This is a genomic window from Aminobacterium colombiense DSM 12261, assembly GCF_000025885.1.
Lineage (GTDB): Bacteria > Synergistota > Synergistia > Synergistales > Aminobacteriaceae > Aminobacterium > Aminobacterium colombiense.
This window is the reverse complement of record NC_014011.1, coordinates 397,255-419,484: the sequence shown is the minus strand read 5'-3', so window position 1 is coordinate 419,484 and position 22,230 is coordinate 397,255. Positions and strand designations below refer to the sequence as shown.

Here is a 22,230-nt window from a genome sequence, read left to right as displayed (position 1 = left end):
ATGTCAAGGTGCAAAAGCGAAACAGGCAAGACGAAAATTTCTGCCAATCTTACGGCTCCTCATATAAGGCGCCTTTGTCTCCTTAGAAAGGAGGTGATCCAGCCGCACCTTCCGGTACGGCTACCTTGTTACGACTTCACCCCCCTCACCAGACACACCTTAGACGGATCCTTCCTCGAAAGGTTAAGCCTCCGGCTTCGGGTGCACCCAACTCGGGTGGTGTGACGGGCGGTGTGTACAAGGCCCGGGAACGTATTCACCGCGGCTTGGCTGATCCGCGATTACTAGCGATTCCTCCTTCATGCAGTCGAGTTGCAGACTGCAATCCGAACTGAGACCGACTTTGTGGGATCCGCATACCTTCGCAGGCTAGCTTCCCGCTGTATCGGCCATTGTAGCACGTGTGTCGCCCTAGGCATAAGGGCCATGATGACTTGACGTCATCCCCACCTTCCTCCAGCTTGTCGCTGGCAGTCCATCCAGAGTCCCCGACTTCACTCGATGGTAACTGGATGCAGGGGTTGCGCTCGTTGCGGGACTTAACCCAACATCTCACGACACGAGCTGACGACAGCCATGCAGCACCTGTGTACGCTCCTTGCCCGAAGGCTAGGTCCTTCTCCTTTCAGATCCGTACCACGTACATGTCAAACCTAGGTAAGGTTCTTCGGTTTGCATCGAATTAAACCACGTGCTCCACCGCTTGTGCGGGCCCCCGTCAATTCCTTTGAGTTTCAATCTTGCGACCGTACTCCCCAGGCGGAATGCTTATCGCGTTAACTCCGGCACGGATGCCTCTCGACACCCACACCTAGCATTCATCGTTTACGGCCAGGACTACCGGGGTATCTAATCCCGTTCGCTCCCCTGGCTTTCGCGCCTCAGCGTCAGTTGCTGGCCAGTAAGCCGCCTTCGCCACTGGTGTTCTTCCCGATATCTACGCATTTCACCGCTACACCGGGAATTCCGCCTACCTCTCCAGCACTCTAGATACCCAGTTTCAACCGCATCCATGAGTTGAGCCCATGACTTTAACAGCTGACTTAAATATCCGCCTGCGCGCCCTTTACGCCCAGTAATTCCGGACAACGCTCGTCCCCTACGTATTACCGCGGCTGCTGGCACGTAGTTAGCCGGGACTTCCTCGTATGGTACCGTCACTTCCTTCTTCCCATACAACAGAGGTTTACGACCCAAAGGCCTTCTTCCCTCACGCGGCGTCGCTGGGTCAGGCTTCCGCCCATTGCCCAATATTCCCCACTGCTGCCTCCCGTAGGAGTCTGGACCGTATCTCAGTTCCAGTGTGGCCGGTCGCCCTCTCAGGCCGGCTACCCGTCATCGCCTTGGTGAGCACTTACCTCACCAACTAGCTGATAGGACATGAGCCACTCCTTCAGCGGATCGCTCCTTTCACCTCTCGGCATATGGGGTATTAGCAGCCGTTTCCAACTGTTGTCCCCCTCTGAAGGGCAGGTTCTCATGCATTACTCACCCGTCCGCTACTAAACAAATATATCCACCACTCCGAAAAGTCGCTTCAATATCCGTCCCGTTCAACTTGCATGTGTTAAGCACGCCGCCAGCGTTCGTCCTGAGCCAGGATCAAACTCTCCATAAATTTCTTAAATTGACTGGCTTCTCGTTTTCGTCTCGCCTATTCACTTTACAAGGTGCTCTGTTGCCCTCTTTTCCAGAGTGCCTGACGATAATACTTGAGTTTCTCCCTACTGTCAACACTAACACAGGGAACGCTTTTTTCTAAAAAGTATTCCCTGTGAATTCATATCCTTACATTTACTTAAATTTTATAAAGATTTACCAGAGTATCCTTTATATAAAAGGATTTTTTGAATTAAAAGCAAAGAGTTTTAAGGAAGATGTAATGTTTGTGTATAAATAATTTTATTCTTCGTCCAGTTCTAGTATGCCTTCTTCGATAGGCAGATCCTCTTCTTTTTCTATATTTCCACCGTCGTCATCTTCATCCTCGCCCAGAACAAAACCTAAGCCCTCCGCAACCTTCGACATGATCTCTGTCGTAAGTTCCTCCATAAGCTCAGGATGATCTTCTAGATATTGGGCGACGTTATCCTTGCCCTGGCCGATGGTCTCCCCCTTATATGCAAGCCACGATCCCTTTTTTTTCATTACTTCCAGATCAATGGCCATATCAAGCAAGGACATTCCCTTAGGAACACCTTTACCGTAAATTAGACTTGCATGAGCCGTTCTGAAGGGAGGCGCCTGCTTGTTTTTGACAACTTTCATCCATAACTCATGGCCTATGGCGTCTTCACCTTTGTTTATACTCTTTCCCCTTTTCACCTCAACACGTACAGAACTATAAAATTTCAGGGCTCTTCCCCCGGTTGTTGTTTCCTGGGGGCCGCTGCTATATCCAGTGCTGATTTTTGCGCGAAGCTGGTTTATAAAAACAACGACACAATTGCTGCGAGAAATAGCAGAGGTAAGACGACGAAGAGCATAGGACATCAGACGGGCTTGCAATCCAAGCTGACTGTCGCCTATCTTGCCATCTATCTCAGCCTGAGGCGTCAGGGCTGCCACTGAGTCCACCACCACCAGATCTACCGCACCGCTCCGGACAAGCGTGTCAAGAACATAAAGAGCCTGCTCGCCACTATCTGGCTGAGCTACATATAAAGACTGAACATCTACCCCCAATGAAGCCGCAAGCCTAGGGTCAAGGGCATGTTCCGCATCAATGAAAGCCGCTATGCCCCCTGCTTTCTGAGCCTCTGCGATGCCATGGAGCGCCACTGTGGTTTTACCCGATCCCTCGGGGCCAAAGATCTCGACGATTCGCCCCTTCGGCAATCCGCCTATCCCTAAAGCTACGTCAAGGGGCAATATTCCAGTGGATATAACCTCCACCTGCACTTTGAAAGGATCTCCTAGCCGCATTATGGATCCTTCTCCAAACTTACTGCGAATATCATCTATTGCTAGTTCAAGTATGTCTTCTCGGGTCTGTGGATTTTTCTTTTTTGCCATAGAATCAAAACCTCCCATGATTTCATTCCATAAGACCTCACCAAACGTAGTCTATACCATATCATTATAGAGAATATGTTTCCAGAGGAGTGTGCTGCGCCCCTTCGGGGCGTAATTCGCTTTTCATGAGAACAATAGAGCTCACTTTCCAAGATAATGAATTGAAATTCTGTCTACCTAGCTCTTCTTCAAGTTGGGGCGAAACAAAGGTTCCTGGACGAATCCTGGCTAAAGTAAGGTGGGGATGAAAAATCCGCTTCTCTTTTTCAACACCAGCGCGAAGTCCTGCTTTTTCCACTAATTCCACAAGAGATAGGAGGGGGTCTCCTCCTTCTGTTACACCAATCCAGAGAGTCCTTGGTCTTTTAAGAGACGGAAATGCGCCCGCACTCCCCAGGGTGATGAGAAAGGGATCGAGTCGCCGGAGCTGCAATTCTTCTTTTATATAAGAAGAAAAGCAGCCTATGGTGTCTTCTGACTGCTCCCCGCAAAATTTAAGGGTAAGATGTAGCGTCTGAGGAGACACCCATTTTATTTCTGAAAAGTTCTTTTTTAGGGACTTGAGTGTCACAGCGAGAGTTCGGCGATGCTGCTCTGGCAATTCTACACAGACAAAGGTCCTTATGAATAGGGACATACAATTTCTTCTCCCTTCAAAGACCTCCATAGATATTCAAGAGCTGCCGCAGTGGCCCTTTTTCTTACTCTATCCCGGTCCCCTGAAAAAAACTTTCTGAAAGTGCAGGAGTGTTCTGATGAAGCCAGACCAAACCACACCATCCCTACAGGTTTTTCAGCGGTTGCCCCATCGGGCCCCGCTATGCCCGTAACAGAAATCGCTATATCTGTCTTAAACATCTTTTGTGCCCTTTCCGCCATAACAATGGCACACTCTGAGCTTACTGCCCCATATTTTTCTATTATAAAGGATGGTACTGCAAGAAGATCTTTTTTAGCATCATTGCTGTAACATACAGCACTTCCATAAAAGACTTTAGATACTCCTGAAATGCCAGTCAAGGCAGCACCTATCATTCCCCCAGTGCAAGATTCTGCCGCTGAGACAGAAAGGTTTTTCTTCGTTGCCTCATAATAAATGGCTTCGGGGAGAGAGCGACATCCAGAGGGGAGACAATCATGAGGGAGCAAGGAAAGAATATCCGATGCCACTTCATTGACAATGGATTCTTCGCCGCTTAAAGCCAGTTCTATGAGGTTCACTGAAGGAAGAATGGAAATATGGAGATCCCTCCTTTTAAAGACAGACGCCAGATGATCCTTTAAAAGACTTTCTGCCCAACCTGTAACAAAAAAGGACCGTCGCGCCGCAAACTCATTTTGAAGAATAGGAATAACGCACTCTTCCGCCATTTTTTGAAATTCATCAGGAACCCCAGGGAAGGAGAAAAAAACAGTCTGTTTATGGTGGAAAGAAATACCGAGGGCAGACCCTTTCGAATTATGCACTGCGGTCGTTCCTTCCGGAATGGCCCCTTGGGTGCTTCTTGAGCGTTCTATCCCTTCCTGTTCCGCTGGGTTATAACGCTCCGCAATTTTGTTGTACGCCTTATGGTCTATTATGAGAGGGACACTGAGAAAATCCGCAAGGGCCTGACGGGTCTTATCATCATGGGTTGGCCCCAATCCCCCAGATAGAACGACTATTTCTGTCTGACCCGCCCAATGATCCAGGGCCTGAACGATAGGAGCGTTTTCATCCGGTAAAAACTCTATTTTGCGAACCTCCCACCCTGCATCTGCAAACTTGGAGGCCAACCATGAACAATTAATATCCCGCCGACTGCCGCTCAGTAATTCGTCACCTATGGCGAGAAGAACAGCACGCTTCACTACACATCATCTCCCAAGAAGAATTTGAAGTCCTCCTCCGCAATAAAGCCAGTATATTCCCCAAAGCAATAGGTTCGTCATGATTCCGCCTACAACGTCATCAGCTACAATCCCCAATCCTCCAGGGAGTTTCTCGACTGTAGAAACAGGAATAGGTTTGATAATATCTATAATTCGAAAGAGAAAAAGTGCGGGGACCCAAAATCCTGCAGGAAGACCGTACATTGAGATCCACGTCCCCACTACTTCGTCAATAACCACTTCTTTAGGATCTTTTTGACAAGTTTCTTTTCCGTAAAGATCCGCTGCCCATATCCCCAGCAGCATAACAGCTATTATTCCCCACCAGGGCACTGCCCAAAGTAAATAAAGGGCAAAGGCCACTCCTGAACCAAGGGTGCCGGGCATGGATGTAAAAAAACCGAGTCCCGCCAGAGTTGAAATTTTTCCCGCTATAGAAAGATTTCGCTTCATGAAACAACCTCCACGCCAAGAAGGTCATACTCTTCGGCTTCTGTGATTTTAACTTTAACAAAAGCCCCCTCTTTTAAGTGGGCTCCTTCCATAATTCCTACAAGGCCATCCACTTCTGGAGCATCTCTATAGGAACGTCCCCAAGCAATATTGTCTTCGTTATCTATGGTTTCCACAAGAACTGTCAATTCCCTTCCCACAAAAAGACTTTGTCTGCGTAAAGAAATTTCCGATTGCAGTTCCATTAAGCGATTGTATCGCTCTTCTTTTATCTTCGACGAAAGCTGCCCAGGTAAAGTAGCAGCAATGGTTCCCTCTTCTGCGCAATAGGCAAAAGCTCCAACTCTATCGATTTCCATATCTTCAGCAAAATCAAGTACCTTTTCAAACTGTTCTTCTGTTTCTCCAGGGAAACCCACAATAAAGGTGGTTCGCAAAGCAAAAAGCGGGTTCTTTTTGCGGATGTATCCAAAAAGAGTACGGAGGGATTCCTCGTTTTCTTTCCGGTTCATACGCCGGAGCAGGTCTCCTTCCACATGTTGAATGGGGATATCAAGATACGGCAGTACACTCTTGCTGGAAGAAATATAATCAATAAACCTTTCATCCACCCGCGCAGGGTGAAGATAAAGGAGGCGAAGCCACACTTCCTGAGGCAATGATGCTGTAAGAGAGTCGAGAAGGGCGATCAGTGAAGGCTTACCATAAACATCTCGCCCATACACTGTAAGATCCTGGCCAACAAGACAGATTTCCCTGGCTCCTTCTTCTACTAAACGAGACGCTTCACTGGTCAGAACTTCTATGGGATAGCTTCGAGCCCATCCACGAATTGAAGGGATTGTGCAGTAAGAACAAAAGCTGTCGCATCCCTCCCCCACTTTTAAATAACGGCTCCAGGGCCGGGTCCCCGGCAACATCCCCCGCTGCCAGTTAGAAGGTTTGGCTCCAAGCTGCCGTACGACAGATTCCCATTCTTCTGCCTGAGACCATATATCAACACTGGGAAGTTCTTTTTTGAGCTCTTCACCATAACGGTTGACAAGACATCCGACCACCCCAATTTTCTGGAGTCTGCCCTCCTCTTTTAATCGCTCCAAGTCGAGGATTATGTCAACATTCTCTTCCACCGCCGGTTGAATAAATCCACACGTATTGACAATGGCCACCTGGGCTTCATCTATAGAGTCAACAACTCTAAAACCAGCGGCCCGAAGCATTCCTATAAGGTTTTCGCTATCTACTGAATTCTTTGCGCATCCAAGACTAATGATATAAATATTCACTAGTTCACCCTGCCTGTCTTTCCGTCTGAAGAATAAAAAATATGAACAACTCGCCCTCCACTTCCAGGGCGACCTAATTCTTCGCCATTCCAGGTCACTTGCACGTCGCTGGCCCGTCCATAGGTCACTGTAACTTCTTCTTTCACTTCAAGAGTGTACTTTTGTCCTTTTTCCAGGATCCCCTGATGAATGGTTGCTTCCTTGGTACGAACCTTAAGCCAGCAGGCTCCAGTACCCTCTATTTCTAAAGTAGGAAATTGGGGGACAGGTTCTGGGGCTTCTGCTGTTTCTTCTGCCATTTCACCATCGTCAAGGATCTTTTTTTCTGCATCAGGAGAAACAACTCCTTCAAAAACAACGATCAAATCTTCTGACTTAACGTCTCCAGATTTTATATCTTCGGACACTACTGAAGTTTCAATGGCTCCATTGTTTCCTCCACCGCCCTGAGCAACCTGCTCAATGTTGAGTCCCCCTTCTTTCCAGGAAAACCATGCATACCACCCTGTCCCCACAACAGTAAAGAGCAGAATCAGTATGACCCAGAAACGAGAGGCAGGTTTGAATCCCCGGGTTGGGGGGGTGCAGGCACCTGTTAATTTGCTCTCCTTTTCATCTCGCCCGGGAGCGTCATACAAAAGGGGCTTATAGTATTCCCAAAGGTCTTCAGATTCTATAACTTTAAGTACGGAGCGCACAAAGCCCCTCGCATAGACAATGCCGTGAAATTTTTCAAAATGTCCGTTTTCTATATACTCGATGAAATGAATTCGTATCTTAGTGATATCAGCAACATTCTGAAGAGACAACCCCTTCTCTTCTCTTCTAGCCTTTATTGCCCGACCGAGCTCTTCAAGAGTTACTTGGCGTCGTTCCCTTTTCACCGACCACTGCCCCCTTAACACATGCTCTCAGTTCACGGATTGTTTCAGCAGGGTCAGGAGTTCCAAAAATAGAACTCCCCATAACTACTACGTCGCATCCTGAGCTTACAACCTCTCTAATCGTCTCGCGGCCAATACCACCATCCATTTGTATGAGGAAGGAGAGGTTATGGGCGACACGATGCCTATAAAGATCCACCGTTTTTTGTAAAGTTTCGCTGATAAACGACTGACCGCCAAATCCAGGGTTAACAGACATGACAAGCACGAGGTCAACCATGGGAAGTACAGGATATATCCACTCTACTGGAGTAGCAGGATTAAGGGCTACCCCTGGCCGGCAGCCAAGATCCCTGATCCTGGACAAAACCCTATGAAGATGTGGAGTCGCCTCGACGTGAACCGTTAAGTAATCCGGTTTTGCCGCTGCAAAAGCATCGATAAAGTCTTCTGGTGGCACTACCATTAAATGAGCATCTATGACAGTTGACGGATAACTGCTCCTTAAAGCTTTCGCGAGACCTGGTCCATAGGATAAATTAGGAACAAAGTGGCCGTCCATAATATCAAGATGCAGCCAGTCGTGAGTTCCCTGTAACAATGTGATGCTTTTTTCCATATTTAGAATATCCGCAGAAAGAAGAGAAGGGGCCACAAGAAAAGCACCCGGCTCTTTCTCTAGCGGTAACGATCTTGCCACACGAATTCACCTCCGAGAAAGATAGTAACGACCCCTTCCTCTATATAAGGAGCTTCAAGGGAAACGTATTCCCCACCCTTTACTTCACGATTTAAAAGAACTCGCGTACCACTTCCATCAACAATCTCTATTTTCAAGGGCATCTGCTTTGTCAAAGGAGGAACCTGGTAGCGTATCTTTGCCACTTTACTTCCTGCCGGTACTGGCGCTGATTTTGGAGTCGCTGCCAGCTGTGTGGAAGGCTTAGTCACAGGAGCCGTCGCGGTACTTGGTTTCGAGGATGGCGGTTTTACAGGAATCAATGTACCACCTGAGGGCAACTGACTTTTTGAAGTTGCCTCCGTCTGTCCAGAAACTTTCTCTGCCGTGCCAGAAACAGCTGAAGCCAGAACTGTTCCAGCCTGAGAAACTTCTGCTTTCTCCTGGGATGGCGGCTTCTTCAAAGACGCCACCTGCAGAACAACTCCCTGCCCCCGTTTAAGGGAGGTCCCCACTTTTGGACGAATAGAGATGACCATCCCTTCTGGGGAGTTCTGAGTATAGACATACTCTACATTTGCAACAACAAGGCCTGATTCTTCTACGAGCTTGCGAGCAATTTGTTCTTCTCGCTGCAATACTTCCGGCACCTGAATCAAGCCGTTCTGGGAAACTTGCCCCTGACTCACAAGGAGATCTATCTTTCTCGTACTCTCTAACATTACTGGGGCTGATGGGCTCTGGGCAATAACAACCCCTGCAGCTCTGGTATCATCAGAAACTCGTAAAGTATCTCCCGCCTGAAAACCACTCTCTTCCAGTTTTTTAAGAGCCTGAGAATATTCAAGTCCTCTCACGTCCGGCAAGGCTATTCGATTTCCACCTTTACTAACCTTCAAAATTACCGTTGCGTCTTTTTTTATTTTTGCACCTGGTTCAGGCCATTGGGATAAAACGGTTCCTCCCGGAAGGGTGGATTCGATCTGTTCTATCTTTAATTTAAGCCCTAACCGCTGAGCTTCATCTACTGCCTCTACGACTGACATTTCTTTCAAAGGAGGAACTGCCAGCCCTTTGCCGCCTGACCAAATAGTTAAAACAGCCATCCCGCCGGAAACGACTATCACAAGCAGGATCAGGAACATCACCCATTTATACATTCTACCCATTTTTTTAAACCTCCTGATTTCTTTTCAGGATTGCCATCATATAAAAACCATCAAGCCATGGCAACAGTGGCCAAATATATGTACCCCATGGCCGCCCCTTACGCACATGCCGTCCTGAAAGAGGAAGAGACATTTCAATAAGATTATGATTATCAGCTAACACTTCTGCAATAACCTGTTCATTTTCCTGACGTAATAAACTACATGTAGAGTAAAGGATGAGTCCACCTGGTGCAACTAGATCTACCGCTTTTCTCAGAAGTCCTTTCTGAAGCTGTACAAGTTCCTCCATTTTCTCTTTTGTAAGGGCCCATCTAGATTCAGGATGTCGGCTCCAGGTACCGCTTCCGGAACAGGGAGCATCAAGAAAAACAAGATTCGGAGTGCTCTGTGGAGACATACTCAAAGAGTCCCCCTGACGAATTATAACCCGCTGAGAGATAGAAAGACGCTTTAATTCTCTTCTCGCAGCGGCACATCTTCCTTTGGAAAGTTCCCACGCTTCAATCTTAGCATGAGGCAAAAGGGTTGCAATCTGTCCCGTCTTAATACCTCGCCCCGCACACATGTCAAGAATTAGGCCATCTTTCCATAAACGGGTCACCATTTCCCCGGCAAGCATGGATGATTCGCTTTGCACCGTAACTTTTCCCTCGTTAAATCCTGGAAGATTGGGGGGAAAAGCAAAAGAAGCTGTTCTAACGGAGCATTCAAGCAGTGGTGATGGCCATCCATATATATGATCCTGTTTTAGGCCTTTAACAAGAGAAGGAATATGGTCTTTCGGCAACACCCTTAAAGATGCGTAAGGGCGAATACGAAAGAGATTGATGAGTTTCAGCGTCTCAGCCTGTCCCCAGGTATCTTTCCATTGATAAGCTACAAAAAGAGGAATGCCTCCCAAAAGGGCTTTATCCTGGAAGGAAGAACTTTTCTTCATTTCATCAACAATAAACTTGCCCCGTTCTTCAACTCTATGAAGTACTGCATTTACAATGCGGGCCTCTTTTTCTAACCCACGTTTTTTTATTTCATCAACTAATGCGCTGACAAGAACCATGGGGGCAAAATGTCGCAACTCTATAATTCCGGCCGCCCCTATTACCAGCGCGTGGCGCGTGCACCATGACAAGGAATCAAAAGGAAACCTAAGAAAATTTTCGCAAACCTTTTTCCAAAGCGTCTGACGGCGTAGAGCCGCATACACGAGAGATGAAGCCAGAATTCTATCTCCCTCTGTCATTCGATCTGATACTTTACGAAGAGACTCGCTGGCAAACCGTCCTTTGGAAACTTCCGTTAATACGTAAAGCGCCGCTTCTATTCCCCTCATGAAAAAAGGACCTCCGGTTCAATAACATTGGATTTTTGACGTGTTCGAATAAATAGCTGGGAGGGCCCATAAACATATACGCCTCCAAACCCCCTATTTGCAGCACGCACTTCTATGCCAGTTATTTCAAGACCTTGAACGTCGGAATCAGTGGTAACATAGCGCTGCACCACTGAACTCATAACTGGACCAAGGACATGAGCTGCAATAAGGGCGATTATAACGTTCAACAGGCTCAAAGAACCTGTCGCCAAAAGCAAGAGTATAAAAAGCAGGGACGAAAGGGTGTTAATGACAACGACAGTAGTACCGCATCTTGGATGAATGGCAAGGGATGACTCTCCTCTGTTCATGCGCTCAAGAGCCACTCTTGCAGCATAAAGAGCAGCGGCGGGTTCTACGAGGCCACGCAATGAAAAACCATTATCATATGACATCCCTTCAATATTGCATTGTCCAAGAGACTCTTCAAGAATATGGATAGTCCCGTGTTCCAAAGCGTGATTTTTGCGGACTTTCTTATTGAACAAGACACGAAAAAGCTGTGTCGGCCCGACGATAAGCCACATAAAAGAGCTGGCAGCAAACCCCAAAGGCAGGAGGACAATAAAAAAGACAAGAAAAAACAGCAGTGCCACCATACCGAGCCACGGTGCTATGAAAAACATCAGTAATAAAAAAAGAAAGGGCATGAATACCATCCTTTTTTAGCATAAAAATAAAAGGTGAGGCAGCATGATCGCCACCCCACCATCATATCGCACCTTGCTTCAGGATGACAGCCTGCTAATCGCGGTGTCCAAACATTCCACGGAGGAACAAAAGACGAGCCAACTGCGCAAAAGCCATAACTGCCGCGGCTACATAAGTTAAAGCAGCAGCGTTAAGAACCGCTTTAGCCCCTGTTATCTCATCAGAACCAAGAATGCCCGTATCGCCAAGAAGTTTCACCGCCCTGGTACTCGCATCAAATTCCACTGGAAGAGTAACAAGATGAAAAATGATCACCCCTACAAAAAGGAGGATGCCAATATCCATCAAAAGGGGACCTCGAAAAAGCAATCCCAAAAAGAACAGAGGGAAAGCCAGAGAAGAACCTACTCCCACCACGGGAACAACTGCATTGCGAAACTTAAGGGGAGCATAGTTTTTCTGATGCTGCACTGCATGGCCCACTTCATGGGCTGCCACGCCTATGGCTGCAATGCTCGTACTGTTAAATACCCCTTCGGATAAATGCAATGTTCTGTCCCTTGGGTCATAATGATCTGTTAAGTTTCCTGCCACTCTCTGAATAGGAACGTTATACATTCCAAACTGGTCAAGAAGGGCCCGCGCCGCCTGAGCGCCGGAGATACCCTTCCTTGAGAGAACTCGGCTATATTCAGAATAGGCGGTTTTCACCTTCATTTGCGCCCAAAAGGCCAGAATGACTGCTGGAATAAGCAGTACGAATGTTGGGTCAAAAAACAAGGGAAACATGCCATCACCTCCATCGTTCCGGCTTTTTGAATTATGTTACTTGAAAAAACATCAATTTACATCCGTATTTTACACGGTTAGGAGCGAAAGAGCAATATTGGTCAAATTATTTTTGACGGAAAAAATCTCTTATTGCTGAAGCTATATAAACTTGCTCATCCTCTGTTAATTCCGGGAAAATGGGAAGGGCGAGACTTTCACGGCTTAATCCCTCAGCTACAGGGAAATCTCCTTCTTTGTGGTTCAAAAAAGCGAAGCATTGTTGCAGGTGCAAACAAAGGGGATAATAGACACGGGTTGTAATACCCTTCGTTGCCAAATATTCAGAAAGCTCTTCCCTTTTCTGCATAACTCTTGGAACATACTGATGGTAAATATGGTAATTCCCGTCCAGTTCATAGGGAGGCTGAATTTTGTCCAGCAGGTCATATTCCGCAAAAAGTGTTTTATATCTGTCTGCGACCAGTCTTCTTTCTTCATTCCATTCATCAAGATGACGAAGTTTCACACGCAAAACTGCCGCTTGCAAAGCATCAAGACGGCTGTTGAGTCCGACTTCTTCATGTATATATGTGGTTCCGGCTCCATGCACCCTCAAAGTTTTCACCCTGGACGCAAGAGCTTCATTTGAAGAAACGACCATGCCGCCGTCGCCATACCCCCCGAGATTTTTCGTGGGGAAGAAAGAATAGCACCCCATTGTCCCCCAGGCACCAGCCCGCTTTATATCATTCGAGACCTTTCTCCAGGAACCGAAGGCCTGCGCAGCATCTTCAACAATGACAATTCCCCGCTCTTCAAGATCCTCAACAATCCCCTCCAGGGGAACCATCTGTCCAAAAAGGTGAACTGCGATGATCGCCCTGGTCTTAGGGGTAAGTTTTTCTCGAACCTGGTCCAAATCAAAGTTGTATGTGCAGGGGTCTATGTCTACAAATACAGGTTTGGCGCCAAGACGGGTGATACAACTGACTGTGGCAAAAAAGGAGTAGGGAGTCGTGATAACTTCGTCTCCTTCCTTTATGCCGAGAGCCATCAGAGCAAGATACAATGCATCGCTACCAGAAGCACAACTAATGGCTTGAGCTCCTTCAAGATAACTTGAAACTTCATCCTCAAAATTCTTGACTGAGGGGCCAAGAATAAAATACTGGCTCTCAAGAACTTCATTTAGTGCCACCTGTATTTCTTCTTTGATACGGGTATAGTTCCTTTTAAGATCAAGTGTCGGTATTTTTCTTTCCATAGTTGTTTTCCTCCTCATAGATACATTCTCCTGAATGGGCATTATGACAAAAAAAGCCTGTCTCCGCTATATATCTTCCCAATGCAACTCTATTTTTGGTAAAAAAAAGGGCTGGATGTTATCCAGCCCTGGCTTTCTGACCTCGCATATCATCATTATTATAAACCTATATTATAAATCTATGCTTCTTCTCTCGCTTTGCGCAAACCCATAATAGCTTCCTGGAGATGTCCCCGCAGAAGCTTGACACACTTTTCTGCATCATGATGTCGCAGAGCCACAAGGATTTCCCTGTGGGCATCAATACTTGGCATTGTTTCAAGCTGATAGAAGGGGTCATAGAAAACAATATAGGCATTAGTTCGGGCAAGTATGTTTTCTACATATTCTGCCAAAACTCTATTTCCACTTGCATCTGCAATAGCCTTATGGAATGCTTCGTTTACTTCAAGATATTTTTCGAGGTCTTTTTCTTCAATGGCACGGCCTTCCTCAATCATAGCTTCTTCTAGACGACGAAGGTGTCTATCTCCGATTCTTTCGGCAGCAAGCCTGATAGCCAAGGTTTCAAGCTGATCTCGTACCAAAAAAGTATCCTCGATCTCTCTGGCTGTCGGTGCCGCTAATCTCGCCCCACTATTGGGAATAATAATTACCAGCCCCTCACTAGCCAATCTTCGCAAGGCTTCCCGCACAGGGGTACGGCTGACCCCCATCTGAACAGCAATATTCACCTCCGGAAGTCTCTGTCCTGGCTTGAGCTGTTTTGTAATAATTTTGTGGCGCAATTCCTGATAGGCATAATCAGCAGAGGTCGTATATAACCTAGCTTCTCGCATTCAAAAATTCCTCCTTGATTAAAGTAGACAATTTTAATTGTATAACAGTCTGTCTTTTGCATAAATAACTTTAACATACGTTATACTGCTCTACAAGGTATAACGTGGTAAAATACCCTATAAAAATAAAAAAATAACTGAATTGAGCTCATTATACAGCATCCCTAATGCTGCATACAGCATATATCTGGAGGTTTTTTATGAGATTTGGTGTTTTATTGCTTTCAATCACTACCCTTGTTCTTTATGGCTACGCTCTTGCCGGACTTGGCGGCTTTCTTTGGGGTAAAGGAAACACTTTTTACATTTGTTTCGGATTGCTAGGGGGAACAGCTTCTGCTCTCCTGGCTCTGTGGCTATGGAAAAAATATCTGGACTCTCTTACCCAATAAGGGCCACGCTCAAAAATGGCGTAAAGGAAACAAAGAAGCGTTCCATGCCTTATCAAGACATCCGACAATACTCGTTATATGCTCACTGGGAACACCGCAAACAGACAAGCGAACCGCTTCAACCCGTTTACTATCTAAAGAAAAGATGTTCCCTGGAGTTACAAGAACCCCTTGTTTTCGAGCCTTTTGTGCAGCATCCCAGCCATCGAGCCCAGGCAAACGAAGCCAAAGATATATGCCACCTTCAGGCATTAAAAACTGCGCTTTAGGCAATTTCTCCATCAAAGCTCCTGTGAGGGCCTTCATGCGAGATTCAATGGCTCCCCGAGCCAGTTCCAGTGCGGATTCAAGCCCCTTGCCCTCGATAAATTTTTGCACTACAAGTTGATCAAGAGATGAGACTGGCCCCCATTTTCTCGCCTGGATACAAATAAAAGAATCCTCAAGTTGCTCTGGGACAAGAGAGTAGCCTATGCGTAAGCCGGGGAATAGCACTTGACTGAATGACCCGAGATACACTACTTTGTCCGCCCCATCCATTGCTTTCAGAGCAGAGATACTCGTGTCTCCATACCGTAATTCTCCGTATGCATCATCTTCCAGAATCCAGAACCCGTATCGAATGCTCCCTTGCAAAATCATCTGCCGCACAGCAACGGATATAGTTTGCCCCGTTGGATTCTGGAAACTGGGGACGAGATATAACACATCAGCTCCAGACAGGGATTCATACCATGTTTCAGCGATTTCTTCAAGGGGGGGAAGTATTCCTATGCTTAGCCCCTCAGACTGGGCAATGGCAATAGCGTCAGGATAGGTCAGCTCTTCTACCCACATTTTTTCAACACCACAGCGCCGTAATGCTCCTAATGAAAGGGCCAGACCATGGCGTCCCCCTGCCGTGACAAATACATCTTTCCAAAAAGCAGGTATACCCCTTGATGCGCCATGCTCCACTAAAACCTGCCTAAGTGTGTCCAGACCGGCAAGAGGAGCTTCGCAAAGAGCCTGGGGTCCCCAAAAGGCTAAAACATCTCTGGCAATTCTTGACAGTTCTGTTGCGGGGATAAGATCTGATGAGGGACGAACGCAATCTAAATCCCAATTTGTTTCGATTTTTTGTTCTCTGTTTTCATTACATGTTTTTCTTTGTGCCACATAGGTGCCACTTCTTCCCCGTTCCACCACATAGCCATAGTCGGCTAGAAGTCTATAGGCTTCAATTACAGTCACCCGTCCTACTCCAAGGTCTTTTGCCAGCTGCCGGGAACCCGGAAGTTTCAAGCCCGGAGGCAAGGCCTCCTTTTCTATCATTTTTTTAAGATGAAACGTTATCTGACGATAAAGGGGGATGTCTGAATCGTAATCAAGAGGAATCTCTATCATGTCAATCTTTCCCTTCACAAGGCTTATTGCTCTAAGAACTATTATACTTAATTTATAACAGCTCCATAATAGAAATGGGCCCCGACTCGGGGCCCATTTCTATTATTATATGTATTATATGCTTCGTACTATAGGATGGGCTACATTTGGGAAGAGGTCATAGATTAACTCATATTTTTTCTCTACGCTCCTTAAAGCTTCAAGGCTGATAACCCAAACATCCATAGGATGCGCAGGACCTATGAGACTTTCTCCCATGGGGGCAAGAAGACCATGCATTGATATTGCTTCTTTTTCTGTATCCACAACCCAGACTACCCAATTGAGGGAATCCTGATCTGCTGAATCAACATCTACATAGCCCGGAATATAGAGCCTACGCTGATTAAGCAGAAAGAGATGTATTTTCCCAATGATGTCTATATATTTTTTACAGCTTTGATCGAAAGGGGGAAGTGTGCGAAAACAATAGAATCTGTCCGCGTTCACAAGCCCCAAGACATCGTTAGGATGTTTAGGATGATGCATATAATAAGCAAAATCACAACGATTCAATAGTAAAAGATCCACATATAAAGATCCTTTTACAACTTCATTCTTACTATGCCAGCTCTCTATGGCTTCCAAAGAAGGAGGAGTCGAATCCCTTGCCTTCAGGCCCAAGATAGGAAAATCTTCTTTCATTCTTTCAACGGCAGGATGGCTATCATAGGTCCATGTTACATGGGGGGGATGATCTATATGGTATAGTTCTTCTTTCGGGAGGGCCGGCGCATATTCAAGATAAGTATCTACATGAAACTCCTTCACTCCCCATCGAGCTGTAAAGCTTTGATCGAGAAGATTTTTAAATTTTGTGCGCCATAAAAGGTAGGCCTGCCCGTAGCTATTATCGGGAGACTCTCCTGGAACGCTTTCACAAAAGGATTGGGAACAATACTCCTTAAAAACCTCCATCCCTCGTGGGGTCAGAGAATATATCGTCTCATTTCTTTTCAGAAGACCTTCGTCACAAAGCCTCTTAAGGCTCCCTGGGTCCTCTCCCATCAAAGCGACTGCCTCGTCATCCCAACAGGGATGATGACGATCAAAAAGCAACAGTACCATTGCGTCACCTGTCATTTTAAACGCCTCCTCCTTCTCTCTCTTTTTCAAACTCCTTTCATCATGTATGATGATGAAGCAAATAGAATGTTTCTAAAAGGAGTTTCTGCTATGCCCTTTACCCTTGAAGAAAAAGCCGACCTTCTAATATTTGACGTTGACGGTGTTCTTATCGACACGTCTTTATCTTTTCCCATGGTAGTAAAAGACAGCATTCAATGGATATGGCAAAATATTCTCAATTACACTATGGATGGCACAGGTTTTACTTTGGATCATTTTTATGCAGCAAAGCAACATGAGGCCTTCAACGACGATTATGACATAGCGTGGGCATTTCTCTGCGCTATCCTCTCACAAGAAACAAAAAATTTTAAAGATGCCGTACCTCCTGTTAATCAATGGGAAAGGCTTCTTATTAGGTGTGACGGAAATAATGTGACAGAATGGGTTATTAAAGAGTTTGGTGAAAGGATCTCTCGCAGTATGGTACGAAGAATCTGTGAGGAGTTTTATTTTGGATCTGAAGACGTTATGTCAATTACAGGAAGATCGCCTCTTTTCATAAAATCTTCAAAAGGATATTGGAAACGGGAAAAACCCCAGATCTCCTGTCACTGGAAAAAACTCCCCCTCCCTTCTGGTATTTATACGGGACGGTCAAAAGATGAAATGAACCTCGCTCTTTCCTTGCTTGGGTGGGAAGATTTTCCCAACGAACGTATTGTCACTCCTGAATCAGGAATAACAAAACCATCTCCGAAAGGAATTGAATTTCTTTGTAGCCTTTTTAACGCCTCCTATCCCTTATATTTCGGCGACGCAGAAAGCGATCGAAAAAGCCTTGAGTCCTTTGGGAAGGGTGTTTTTATAGCCATTGGTCCAACACTTCTAGGCCAGGAATTCACATTTAGCACTACCGCAGAGGCTCTTTCTTTTCTATTTGGTCAAAAAAGGTAGATTTAAGGCGAAGAGCCATTTCTGACATGTCTCTTGCATAACACCCTGTAAGGATCTCGCTTAAAGAAACTATAGAGGTACCACGTTTTTGTACGGCCATACCCGCTGCCATATTTGCAAAACGACATGCTTCCTCTATAGGAAAATCTCCGCCTAGCGCCAGGGAAATTGCCGCGACTACGGTGTCTCCTGCTCCCGAAACATCATAGACTTCCATAGAAAGAGCAGGCAAATGAAAGGTCTGTTGTGCACTGGCATAGGTCATACCATCACTGCCCTGGGTTACCAGAACGCCTTTAAGGGAAAGTTTTTCCCTCAGTTCACGAGCCCCCGCCTCTATAGCCTCCTGATCAACAAGCCCTCTCCCTATAAGTTTTCCAGCCTCGGCTACATTTGGAGTAATAAGGGTTGCTCCACGGAAACGGCGGCAGTGAGGAGGCTTGGGATCAGCTATAACCGGAACGCGATGCTCATCGCCCCAACGAATAATATTCCTTGCTAAAGTCGAGGTAACGGTCCCTTTTGCGTAATCTGAAAAAACAACAATTGAAGGCAAAGGCGAGATAGCATCAAGAAATCCTAGGATATCACCTTCCTCGTTTAAGGTCAGGGAAATCTTCTTTTCTCTGTCAATTCTTACGACCTGCTGATTCAGAGCTAAAACCCTCGTTTTTACCGTTGTTGGAACATGGGGTCTTATCAAAGAAGTCTTAACGTTAACTCCTTTTTCTTTAATAGCATCGAGCAGGATGTTGCCGGCATAATCCGCACCTATAGGGGACAGCAGGGTAACTTTCCCTCCCAATGCAACAATATTAACCGCTACATTGGCAGCTCCTCCTGCTCGGTACTCGTCTTTACCCACCACTACTATCGGTACTGGCGCTTCGGGGGAAAGACGGGAAACCCCTCCCCAAATATAGTGGTCAAGCATAGCATCTCCAATAACGACCACATGAACGTTCTTAAAAAGATTCGAAAGGATGTTTAACAATTCCATGTGTTTATCCTTCTCTCAACTGTCTCCTCAGCACTTTCCCCAAACTGTTGCGGGGGAAATCATCAACAAATTTATAGATACGAGGAACTTTATAATGAGCTAACTGCCCTTTGCAATATGACATAAGCTCTTTTATGGTAATATCAGGGTTACTACGTATAATATAGGCCTTCACTATTTGTCCGCTCACAGAATGGGATACGCCAACCACTGCGGCCTCCTTAACTCCTGGATAATTGGTAAGGATTTCCTCAACTTCCTGAGGGTAGACGTTGAATCCCCCTACGATAATAATGTCGCTTACTCTGTCAACAATAGTAACGTACCCTTCATCATCAATGCGTACGAGATCGCCCGTGTCAAACCAGCCGTTCTGAAATTTGAGAGCCGTGTTCTCAGGATCTCGAAAATACTCCCTAACTACTGAAGGTCCCTTCAGCCAAAGAATGCCTTCTTTTTTGCCAGGAACAGGATTGTTATTCTCATCTCGCAGTTCATACTCAAATCCCGGCAAAAAAGTGCCGACTGTTCCTATTTTACGGCGGAGCGAATCTGGGTTGACAGCAACTACAGGGGAACATTCTGTCAATCCATAGCCTTCCATCACATTTACACCAAAAGTAGAACGAACCCTTTCATCAAGGGAAACAGGAAAACGATCTCCACCACTCACAATCGTAGAAATATGCCTTGGTACCTCTATTCTTCCTTTGGCAGCTGCCGCTACAAGCAACGCTATCATTGCAGGGACACCTATTATAAAATTCACTCCGGCAGCAGAAATGGCCTGTAAAGCCCTTTCTGGGGGCATAAAAGAAGGGATGACAACTTGCCTGGCCCCTTTAAGCAGAGGCAAAAGGCCGCTGGTAGAATATCCTAACGTGTGAAAGTTGGGCAACGCGTTCAGCATAACGCATTCTTCCGGCTTGAATGCTGAAAAATGCTGAGCTGCTGCTTCTATATTGCTATATATGTTCCCATGGGTTAGGGGAACAGCTTTCGGCAATCCGGTAGTTCCTGACGTATAAAAGAGGACGGCTACATCTTCATCACATGGAGTTTGGCATATGCCTGAAAAGGAGGGAAGTGTTCCAAGAAGATTTCCAGCAATCACCGGGACTGCTACTTTTTTTAAAGTTTCCATGCCAAGGGGGGTAACACCCTCAGAAACAACGATTACAAAAGGTTCTGCATGTGCGATGCTTCTGGCAAGGGATTGGGGCCCCGCTAACATGTTAAGAGGAACAACCGCCCCTTGTTGCCGCCAACAAGCTGCTGACAACGCTAAAAGAAGGGGGCAATTAGGGAGTAATGTGACGACTCTCTGCCCTGCTTTAAAACCAGCTTCAATCAGAACTTTTTCTATAGATTCTACAGTATCCTGAAAACGCTTTCTGCTCCACCATTCGCCATTCCACCAAATGTAATCTCTGTCTGGCGCTTCTCTACTGAAATCTTTTACAACATCACCGAGATTTTTCTCCATTATTTTCCCCCCAACCCTCAAAAGTCCTGCTTACTCTGAACCGCACTTTGAACTCTTGTAATTTTCAGAGTAAGAGACGATACTGTGGTAATTAAGGTTAAAGGTATCTTTACTATTGCCACAGGGAAAGGATTTTATTTCAGCAAACCATTGATAACATACACACTGTACCTAAATCTAAAGGCTTTGAGATATACTATAAAAACCTTCCTTTTTGCAGATACCGACTTAGTGTATCATATAAGTCAAACGTAATATACATGATAGGACGGAGGTTGGTCTAGATGTCCGCACCATGGATCTACATTCATAACCTGGCTCAACACGAAGGGGAAAGTGTCACCATTAAGGGCTGGATGTACAATAAGCGCAGTTCAGGCAAAATTCATTTCCTCCAGTTGAGGGATGGAACTGGAACGGTACAAGGCGTTATGGTTAAAAGGGAGGTTTCTGAAGAGGCTTTTGAAAACGCCAAGCGACTCTGGCTCGAAGCATCTGTAGAGGTGGAAGGTACTGTTCGTCTGGATGAGCGGGCGCCATCAGGAGTAGAACTCACTGTTACAGGCCTGAAAGTTATTCAAAACCCTGATGAAGAATATCCCATCGGGAAAAAAGATCACGGTATCGACTTTCTTCTTGATAACCGTCATCTCTGGCTCAGAAGCAGCCGCCAGCAGGCTATTATGCGGATAAGAGAGAGAGTGATCTGGGCCGCAAGAGAATATCTTCATAATGAGGGCTTCATGCTGATTGACAGCCCCATTCTCACAGGTTCCATTGGCGAAGGAGCCTCAGGACTTTTTGAGCTTGATTACTTTGAGAATGACAAGGCCTATCTTGCCCAGACAGGGCAGCTTTATGCTGAAGCCGCCGCTGCTGCTTTCGGGAAAGTGTACTGTTTTGGCCCCACCTTTAGGGCTGAAAAATCTAAAACCAGACGCCATCTCACTGAATTCTGGATGCTTGAGCCGGAAGTGGCCTTTTATGACCACGATTTGAATATAAAGCTGCAGGAAAATCTTGTCGCCTATATTGTGGAACACGTTCTTCTCCACTGCAAAAATGAACTTGAATCTTTAGGGCGAGACCTCTCAAAACTAGAGAAGGTCAAACCTCCTTTCTATCGGATCACCTACGATAAAGCTATAGAAATGCTCCACGAACTGGGAAGTTCCACTCCATATGGCGATGACTTCGGTAACGAAGATGAAACTATTCTAACCCAGCAATTTGACAAGCCCATATTTGTAGAATGCTACCCTAAAAAGGTCAAGGCTTTTTATATGAAAGAACATCCCGAAAATCCGGACCTCGTTCTATGCGATGATCTCTTAGCTCCGGAAGGATATGGCGAAATTATAGGAGGTTCTCAGAGAGAAGACGATATGAAACGCCTTATTGCCAGAATTAAAGAAGAAGGGCTTAACGAAAAGTCCTATGACTGGTATCTCGATCTGCGCAAGTTTGGAACTTTCGTTCATAGTGGATTCGGTATGGGAATAGAGCGGGTCATAGCATGGATTTGCGGCCTCGAGCACATTCGGGAAGCAAGTCCATGGCCGAGGACAATCTATAGGATAAAACCGTAAATCCTCGGCGGTAATAGATCTTACTGATCTACGTTTTTTGATTTGATGGGATAAA

The 22,230-nt window shown here is 46.0% G+C and carries 20 protein-coding genes and 1 rRNA gene; 3 read left to right on the top strand and 18 right to left on the bottom strand.

All coding sequences use genetic code 11. The features are described 5' to 3' along the window. Window positions 1-86: 86 nt before the first annotated feature. From AMICO_RS01990 to AMICO_RS01925, 14 genes are all read right to left on the bottom strand, one after another. A 16S ribosomal RNA gene (locus tag AMICO_RS01990) occupies window positions 87-1,618 on the bottom strand. Between the two features lie 284 nt (window positions 1,619-1,902). Continuing rightward, entirely contained in the window at window positions 1,903-3,015 is a 1,113-nt protein-coding gene (gene recA / locus AMICO_RS01985) for a recombinase RecA (protein WP_013047803.1), read from the bottom strand. Between the two features lie 64 nt (window positions 3,016-3,079). Then, window positions 3,080-3,652 (bottom strand): RNA 2',3'-cyclic phosphodiesterase, encoded by a 573-nt coding sequence (gene thpR / locus AMICO_RS01980; RefSeq protein ID WP_013047802.1) that lies wholly within the window; start codon window positions 3,650-3,652, stop codon window positions 3,080-3,082. Then, window positions 3,637-4,866, bottom strand: coding sequence for a nicotinamide-nucleotide amidohydrolase family protein (locus AMICO_RS01975; protein ID WP_013047801.1), 1,230 nt, complete (start codon window positions 4,864-4,866; stop codon window positions 3,637-3,639). Before AMICO_RS01975 ends, thpR begins: the two co-directional genes overlap by 16 nt. A 6-nt stretch (window positions 4,867-4,872) precedes the next feature. After that, window positions 4,873-5,340, bottom strand: coding sequence for a phosphatidylglycerophosphatase A family protein (locus AMICO_RS01970; RefSeq protein WP_013047800.1), 468 nt, complete (start codon window positions 5,338-5,340; stop codon window positions 4,873-4,875). Next, on the bottom strand, window positions 5,337-6,626 hold the full coding sequence (gene rimO / locus AMICO_RS01965; protein ID WP_013047799.1) for a 30S ribosomal protein S12 methylthiotransferase RimO: 1,290 nt from the start codon (window positions 6,624-6,626) through the stop codon (window positions 5,337-5,339). Before rimO ends, AMICO_RS01970 begins: the two co-directional genes overlap by 4 nt. Continuing rightward, entirely contained in the window at window positions 6,626-7,510 is an 885-nt protein-coding gene (locus tag AMICO_RS01960) for a helix-turn-helix domain-containing protein (RefSeq protein WP_013047798.1), read from the bottom strand. The genes rimO and AMICO_RS01960 overlap by 1 nt, the downstream gene beginning before the upstream one ends. Beyond that, window positions 7,479-8,210: a ribulose-phosphate 3-epimerase gene (rpe, locus tag AMICO_RS01955; protein ID WP_013047797.1), complete on the bottom strand. Its 732-nt coding sequence runs from the start codon at window positions 8,208-8,210 to the stop codon at window positions 7,479-7,481. The genes AMICO_RS01960 and rpe overlap by 32 nt, the downstream gene beginning before the upstream one ends. Continuing rightward, on the bottom strand, window positions 8,189-9,358 hold the full coding sequence (locus AMICO_RS01950; protein WP_013047796.1) for a PASTA domain-containing protein: 1,170 nt from the start codon (window positions 9,356-9,358) through the stop codon (window positions 8,189-8,191). Before AMICO_RS01950 ends, rpe begins: the two co-directional genes overlap by 22 nt. A 4-nt stretch (window positions 9,359-9,362) precedes the next feature. Then, the gene (locus tag AMICO_RS01945) at window positions 9,363-10,691 is read right to left on the bottom strand and encodes an RsmB/NOP family class I SAM-dependent RNA methyltransferase (protein WP_013047795.1); all 1,329 of its coding nucleotides are present in this window, start codon (window positions 10,689-10,691) and stop codon (window positions 9,363-9,365) included. After that, the gene (locus tag AMICO_RS01940) at window positions 10,688-11,359 is read right to left on the bottom strand and encodes a DUF6391 domain-containing protein (protein WP_244392419.1); all 672 of its coding nucleotides are present in this window, start codon (window positions 11,357-11,359) and stop codon (window positions 10,688-10,690) included. Before AMICO_RS01940 ends, AMICO_RS01945 begins: the two co-directional genes overlap by 4 nt. 118 nt (window positions 11,360-11,477) lie before the next feature. Beyond that, window positions 11,478-12,173, bottom strand: a complete 696-nt coding sequence (locus tag AMICO_RS01935; protein ID WP_013047793.1) for a zinc metallopeptidase — start codon at window positions 12,171-12,173, stop codon at window positions 11,478-11,480. Between the two features lie 106 nt (window positions 12,174-12,279). Further along, window positions 12,280-13,419 carry a DegT/DnrJ/EryC1/StrS family aminotransferase gene (locus AMICO_RS01930; RefSeq protein ID WP_013047792.1) on the bottom strand — a complete coding sequence of 380 codons (1,140 nt, stop codon included), beginning with the start codon at window positions 13,417-13,419 and terminating at the stop codon, window positions 12,280-12,282. Window positions 13,420-13,598: 179 nt separating this feature from the next. Then, window positions 13,599-14,258, bottom strand: a complete 660-nt coding sequence (locus tag AMICO_RS01925; protein ID WP_013047791.1) for a GntR family transcriptional regulator — start codon at window positions 14,256-14,258, stop codon at window positions 13,599-13,601. 200 nt (window positions 14,259-14,458) lie between these two features. Between AMICO_RS01925 and AMICO_RS01920 the strand changes: the two genes are divergently transcribed. Next, window positions 14,459-14,650: a hypothetical protein gene (locus AMICO_RS01920; RefSeq protein WP_013047790.1), complete on the top strand. Its 192-nt coding sequence runs from the start codon at window positions 14,459-14,461 to the stop codon at window positions 14,648-14,650. A gap of 9 nt (window positions 14,651-14,659) precedes the next feature. Here the strand turns inward: AMICO_RS01920 and AMICO_RS01915 are convergent, their stop codons facing one another. Beyond that, a complete protein-coding gene (locus AMICO_RS01915; protein ID WP_041459309.1) occupies window positions 14,660-16,036 on the bottom strand; it encodes an aminotransferase-like domain-containing protein in 1,377 nt (458 codons plus the stop codon). Between the two features lie 114 nt (window positions 16,037-16,150). Then, window positions 16,151-17,158 (bottom strand): hypothetical protein, encoded by a 1,008-nt coding sequence (locus AMICO_RS01910; RefSeq protein WP_013047788.1) that lies wholly within the window; start codon window positions 17,156-17,158, stop codon window positions 16,151-16,153. A 69-nt stretch (window positions 17,159-17,227) separates the two neighbouring features. On the opposite strand from AMICO_RS01910, the gene AMICO_RS01905 reads away from it, so the two are divergent. Continuing rightward, complete coding sequence (locus tag AMICO_RS01905; RefSeq protein WP_148211309.1) at window positions 17,228-18,100, top strand: HAD family hydrolase; 873 nt, start codon at window positions 17,228-17,230, stop codon at window positions 18,098-18,100. On the opposite strand, the gene AMICO_RS01900 is transcribed toward AMICO_RS01905, so the two are convergent. Together AMICO_RS01900 and AMICO_RS01895 are read right to left on the bottom strand one after the other, a co-directional pair. Then, a complete protein-coding gene (locus AMICO_RS01900; protein WP_013047786.1) occupies window positions 18,057-19,100 on the bottom strand; it encodes a bifunctional heptose 7-phosphate kinase/heptose 1-phosphate adenyltransferase in 1,044 nt (347 codons plus the stop codon). The two genes, AMICO_RS01905 and AMICO_RS01900, sit on opposite strands and share 44 nt — an antisense overlap. Window positions 19,101-19,104: 4 nt before the next feature. Next, complete coding sequence (locus AMICO_RS01895; RefSeq protein ID WP_013047785.1) at window positions 19,105-20,586, bottom strand: AMP-binding protein; 1,482 nt, start codon at window positions 20,584-20,586, stop codon at window positions 19,105-19,107. A gap of 284 nt (window positions 20,587-20,870) precedes the next feature. On the opposite strand from AMICO_RS01895, the gene asnS reads away from it, so the two are divergent. Beyond that, the gene (gene asnS, locus AMICO_RS01890; RefSeq protein WP_013047784.1) at window positions 20,871-22,175 is read left to right on the top strand and encodes an asparagine--tRNA ligase; all 1,305 of its coding nucleotides are present in this window, start codon (window positions 20,871-20,873) and stop codon (window positions 22,173-22,175) included. Window positions 22,176-22,230: the final 55 nt, after the last annotated feature.

Coding starts and splice junctions, on each gene's coding strand:
- recA (WP_013047803.1), bottom strand. CDS start 3,015: ATGGCAAAAAAGAAAAATCCACAGACCCGAGAAGACATACTTGAACTA.
- thpR (WP_013047802.1), bottom strand. CDS start 3,652: ATGTCCCTATTCATAAGGACCTTTGTCTGTGTAGAATTGCCAGAGCAG.
- AMICO_RS01970 (WP_013047800.1), bottom strand. CDS start 5,340: ATGAAGCGAAATCTTTCTATAGCGGGAAAAATTTCAACTCTGGCGGGA.
- AMICO_RS01950 (WP_013047796.1), bottom strand. CDS start 9,358: ATGGGTAGAATGTATAAATGGGTGATGTTCCTGATCCTGCTTGTGATA.
- AMICO_RS01945 (WP_013047795.1), bottom strand. CDS start 10,691: ATGAGGGGAATAGAAGCGGCGCTTTACGTATTAACGGAAGTTTCCAAA.
- AMICO_RS01940 (WP_244392419.1), bottom strand. CDS start 11,359: ATGTTTTTCATAGCACCGTGGCTCGGTATGGTGGCACTGCTGTTTTTT.
- AMICO_RS01935 (WP_013047793.1), bottom strand. CDS start 12,173: ATGTTTCCCTTGTTTTTTGACCCAACATTCGTACTGCTTATTCCAGCA.
- AMICO_RS01930 (WP_013047792.1), bottom strand. CDS start 13,419: ATGGAAAGAAAAATACCGACACTTGATCTTAAAAGGAACTATACCCGT.
- AMICO_RS01925 (WP_013047791.1), bottom strand. CDS start 14,258: ATGCGAGAAGCTAGGTTATATACGACCTCTGCTGATTATGCCTATCAG.
- AMICO_RS01920 (WP_013047790.1), top strand. CDS start 14,459: ATGAGATTTGGTGTTTTATTGCTTTCAATCACTACCCTTGTTCTTTAT.
- AMICO_RS01915 (WP_041459309.1), bottom strand. CDS start 16,036: ATGATAGAGATTCCTCTTGATTACGATTCAGACATCCCCCTTTATCGT.
- AMICO_RS01910 (WP_013047788.1), bottom strand. CDS start 17,158: ATGACAGGTGACGCAATGGTACTGTTGCTTTTTGATCGTCATCATCCC.
- AMICO_RS01905 (WP_148211309.1), top strand. CDS start 17,228: ATGTTTCTAAAAGGAGTTTCTGCTATGCCCTTTACCCTTGAAGAAAAA.
- AMICO_RS01900 (WP_013047786.1), bottom strand. CDS start 19,100: ATGGAATTGTTAAACATCCTTTCGAATCTTTTTAAGAACGTTCATGTG.
- AMICO_RS01895 (WP_013047785.1), bottom strand. CDS start 20,586: ATGGAGAAAAATCTCGGTGATGTTGTAAAAGATTTCAGTAGAGAAGCG.
- asnS (WP_013047784.1), top strand. CDS start 20,871: ATGTCCGCACCATGGATCTACATTCATAACCTGGCTCAACACGAAGGG.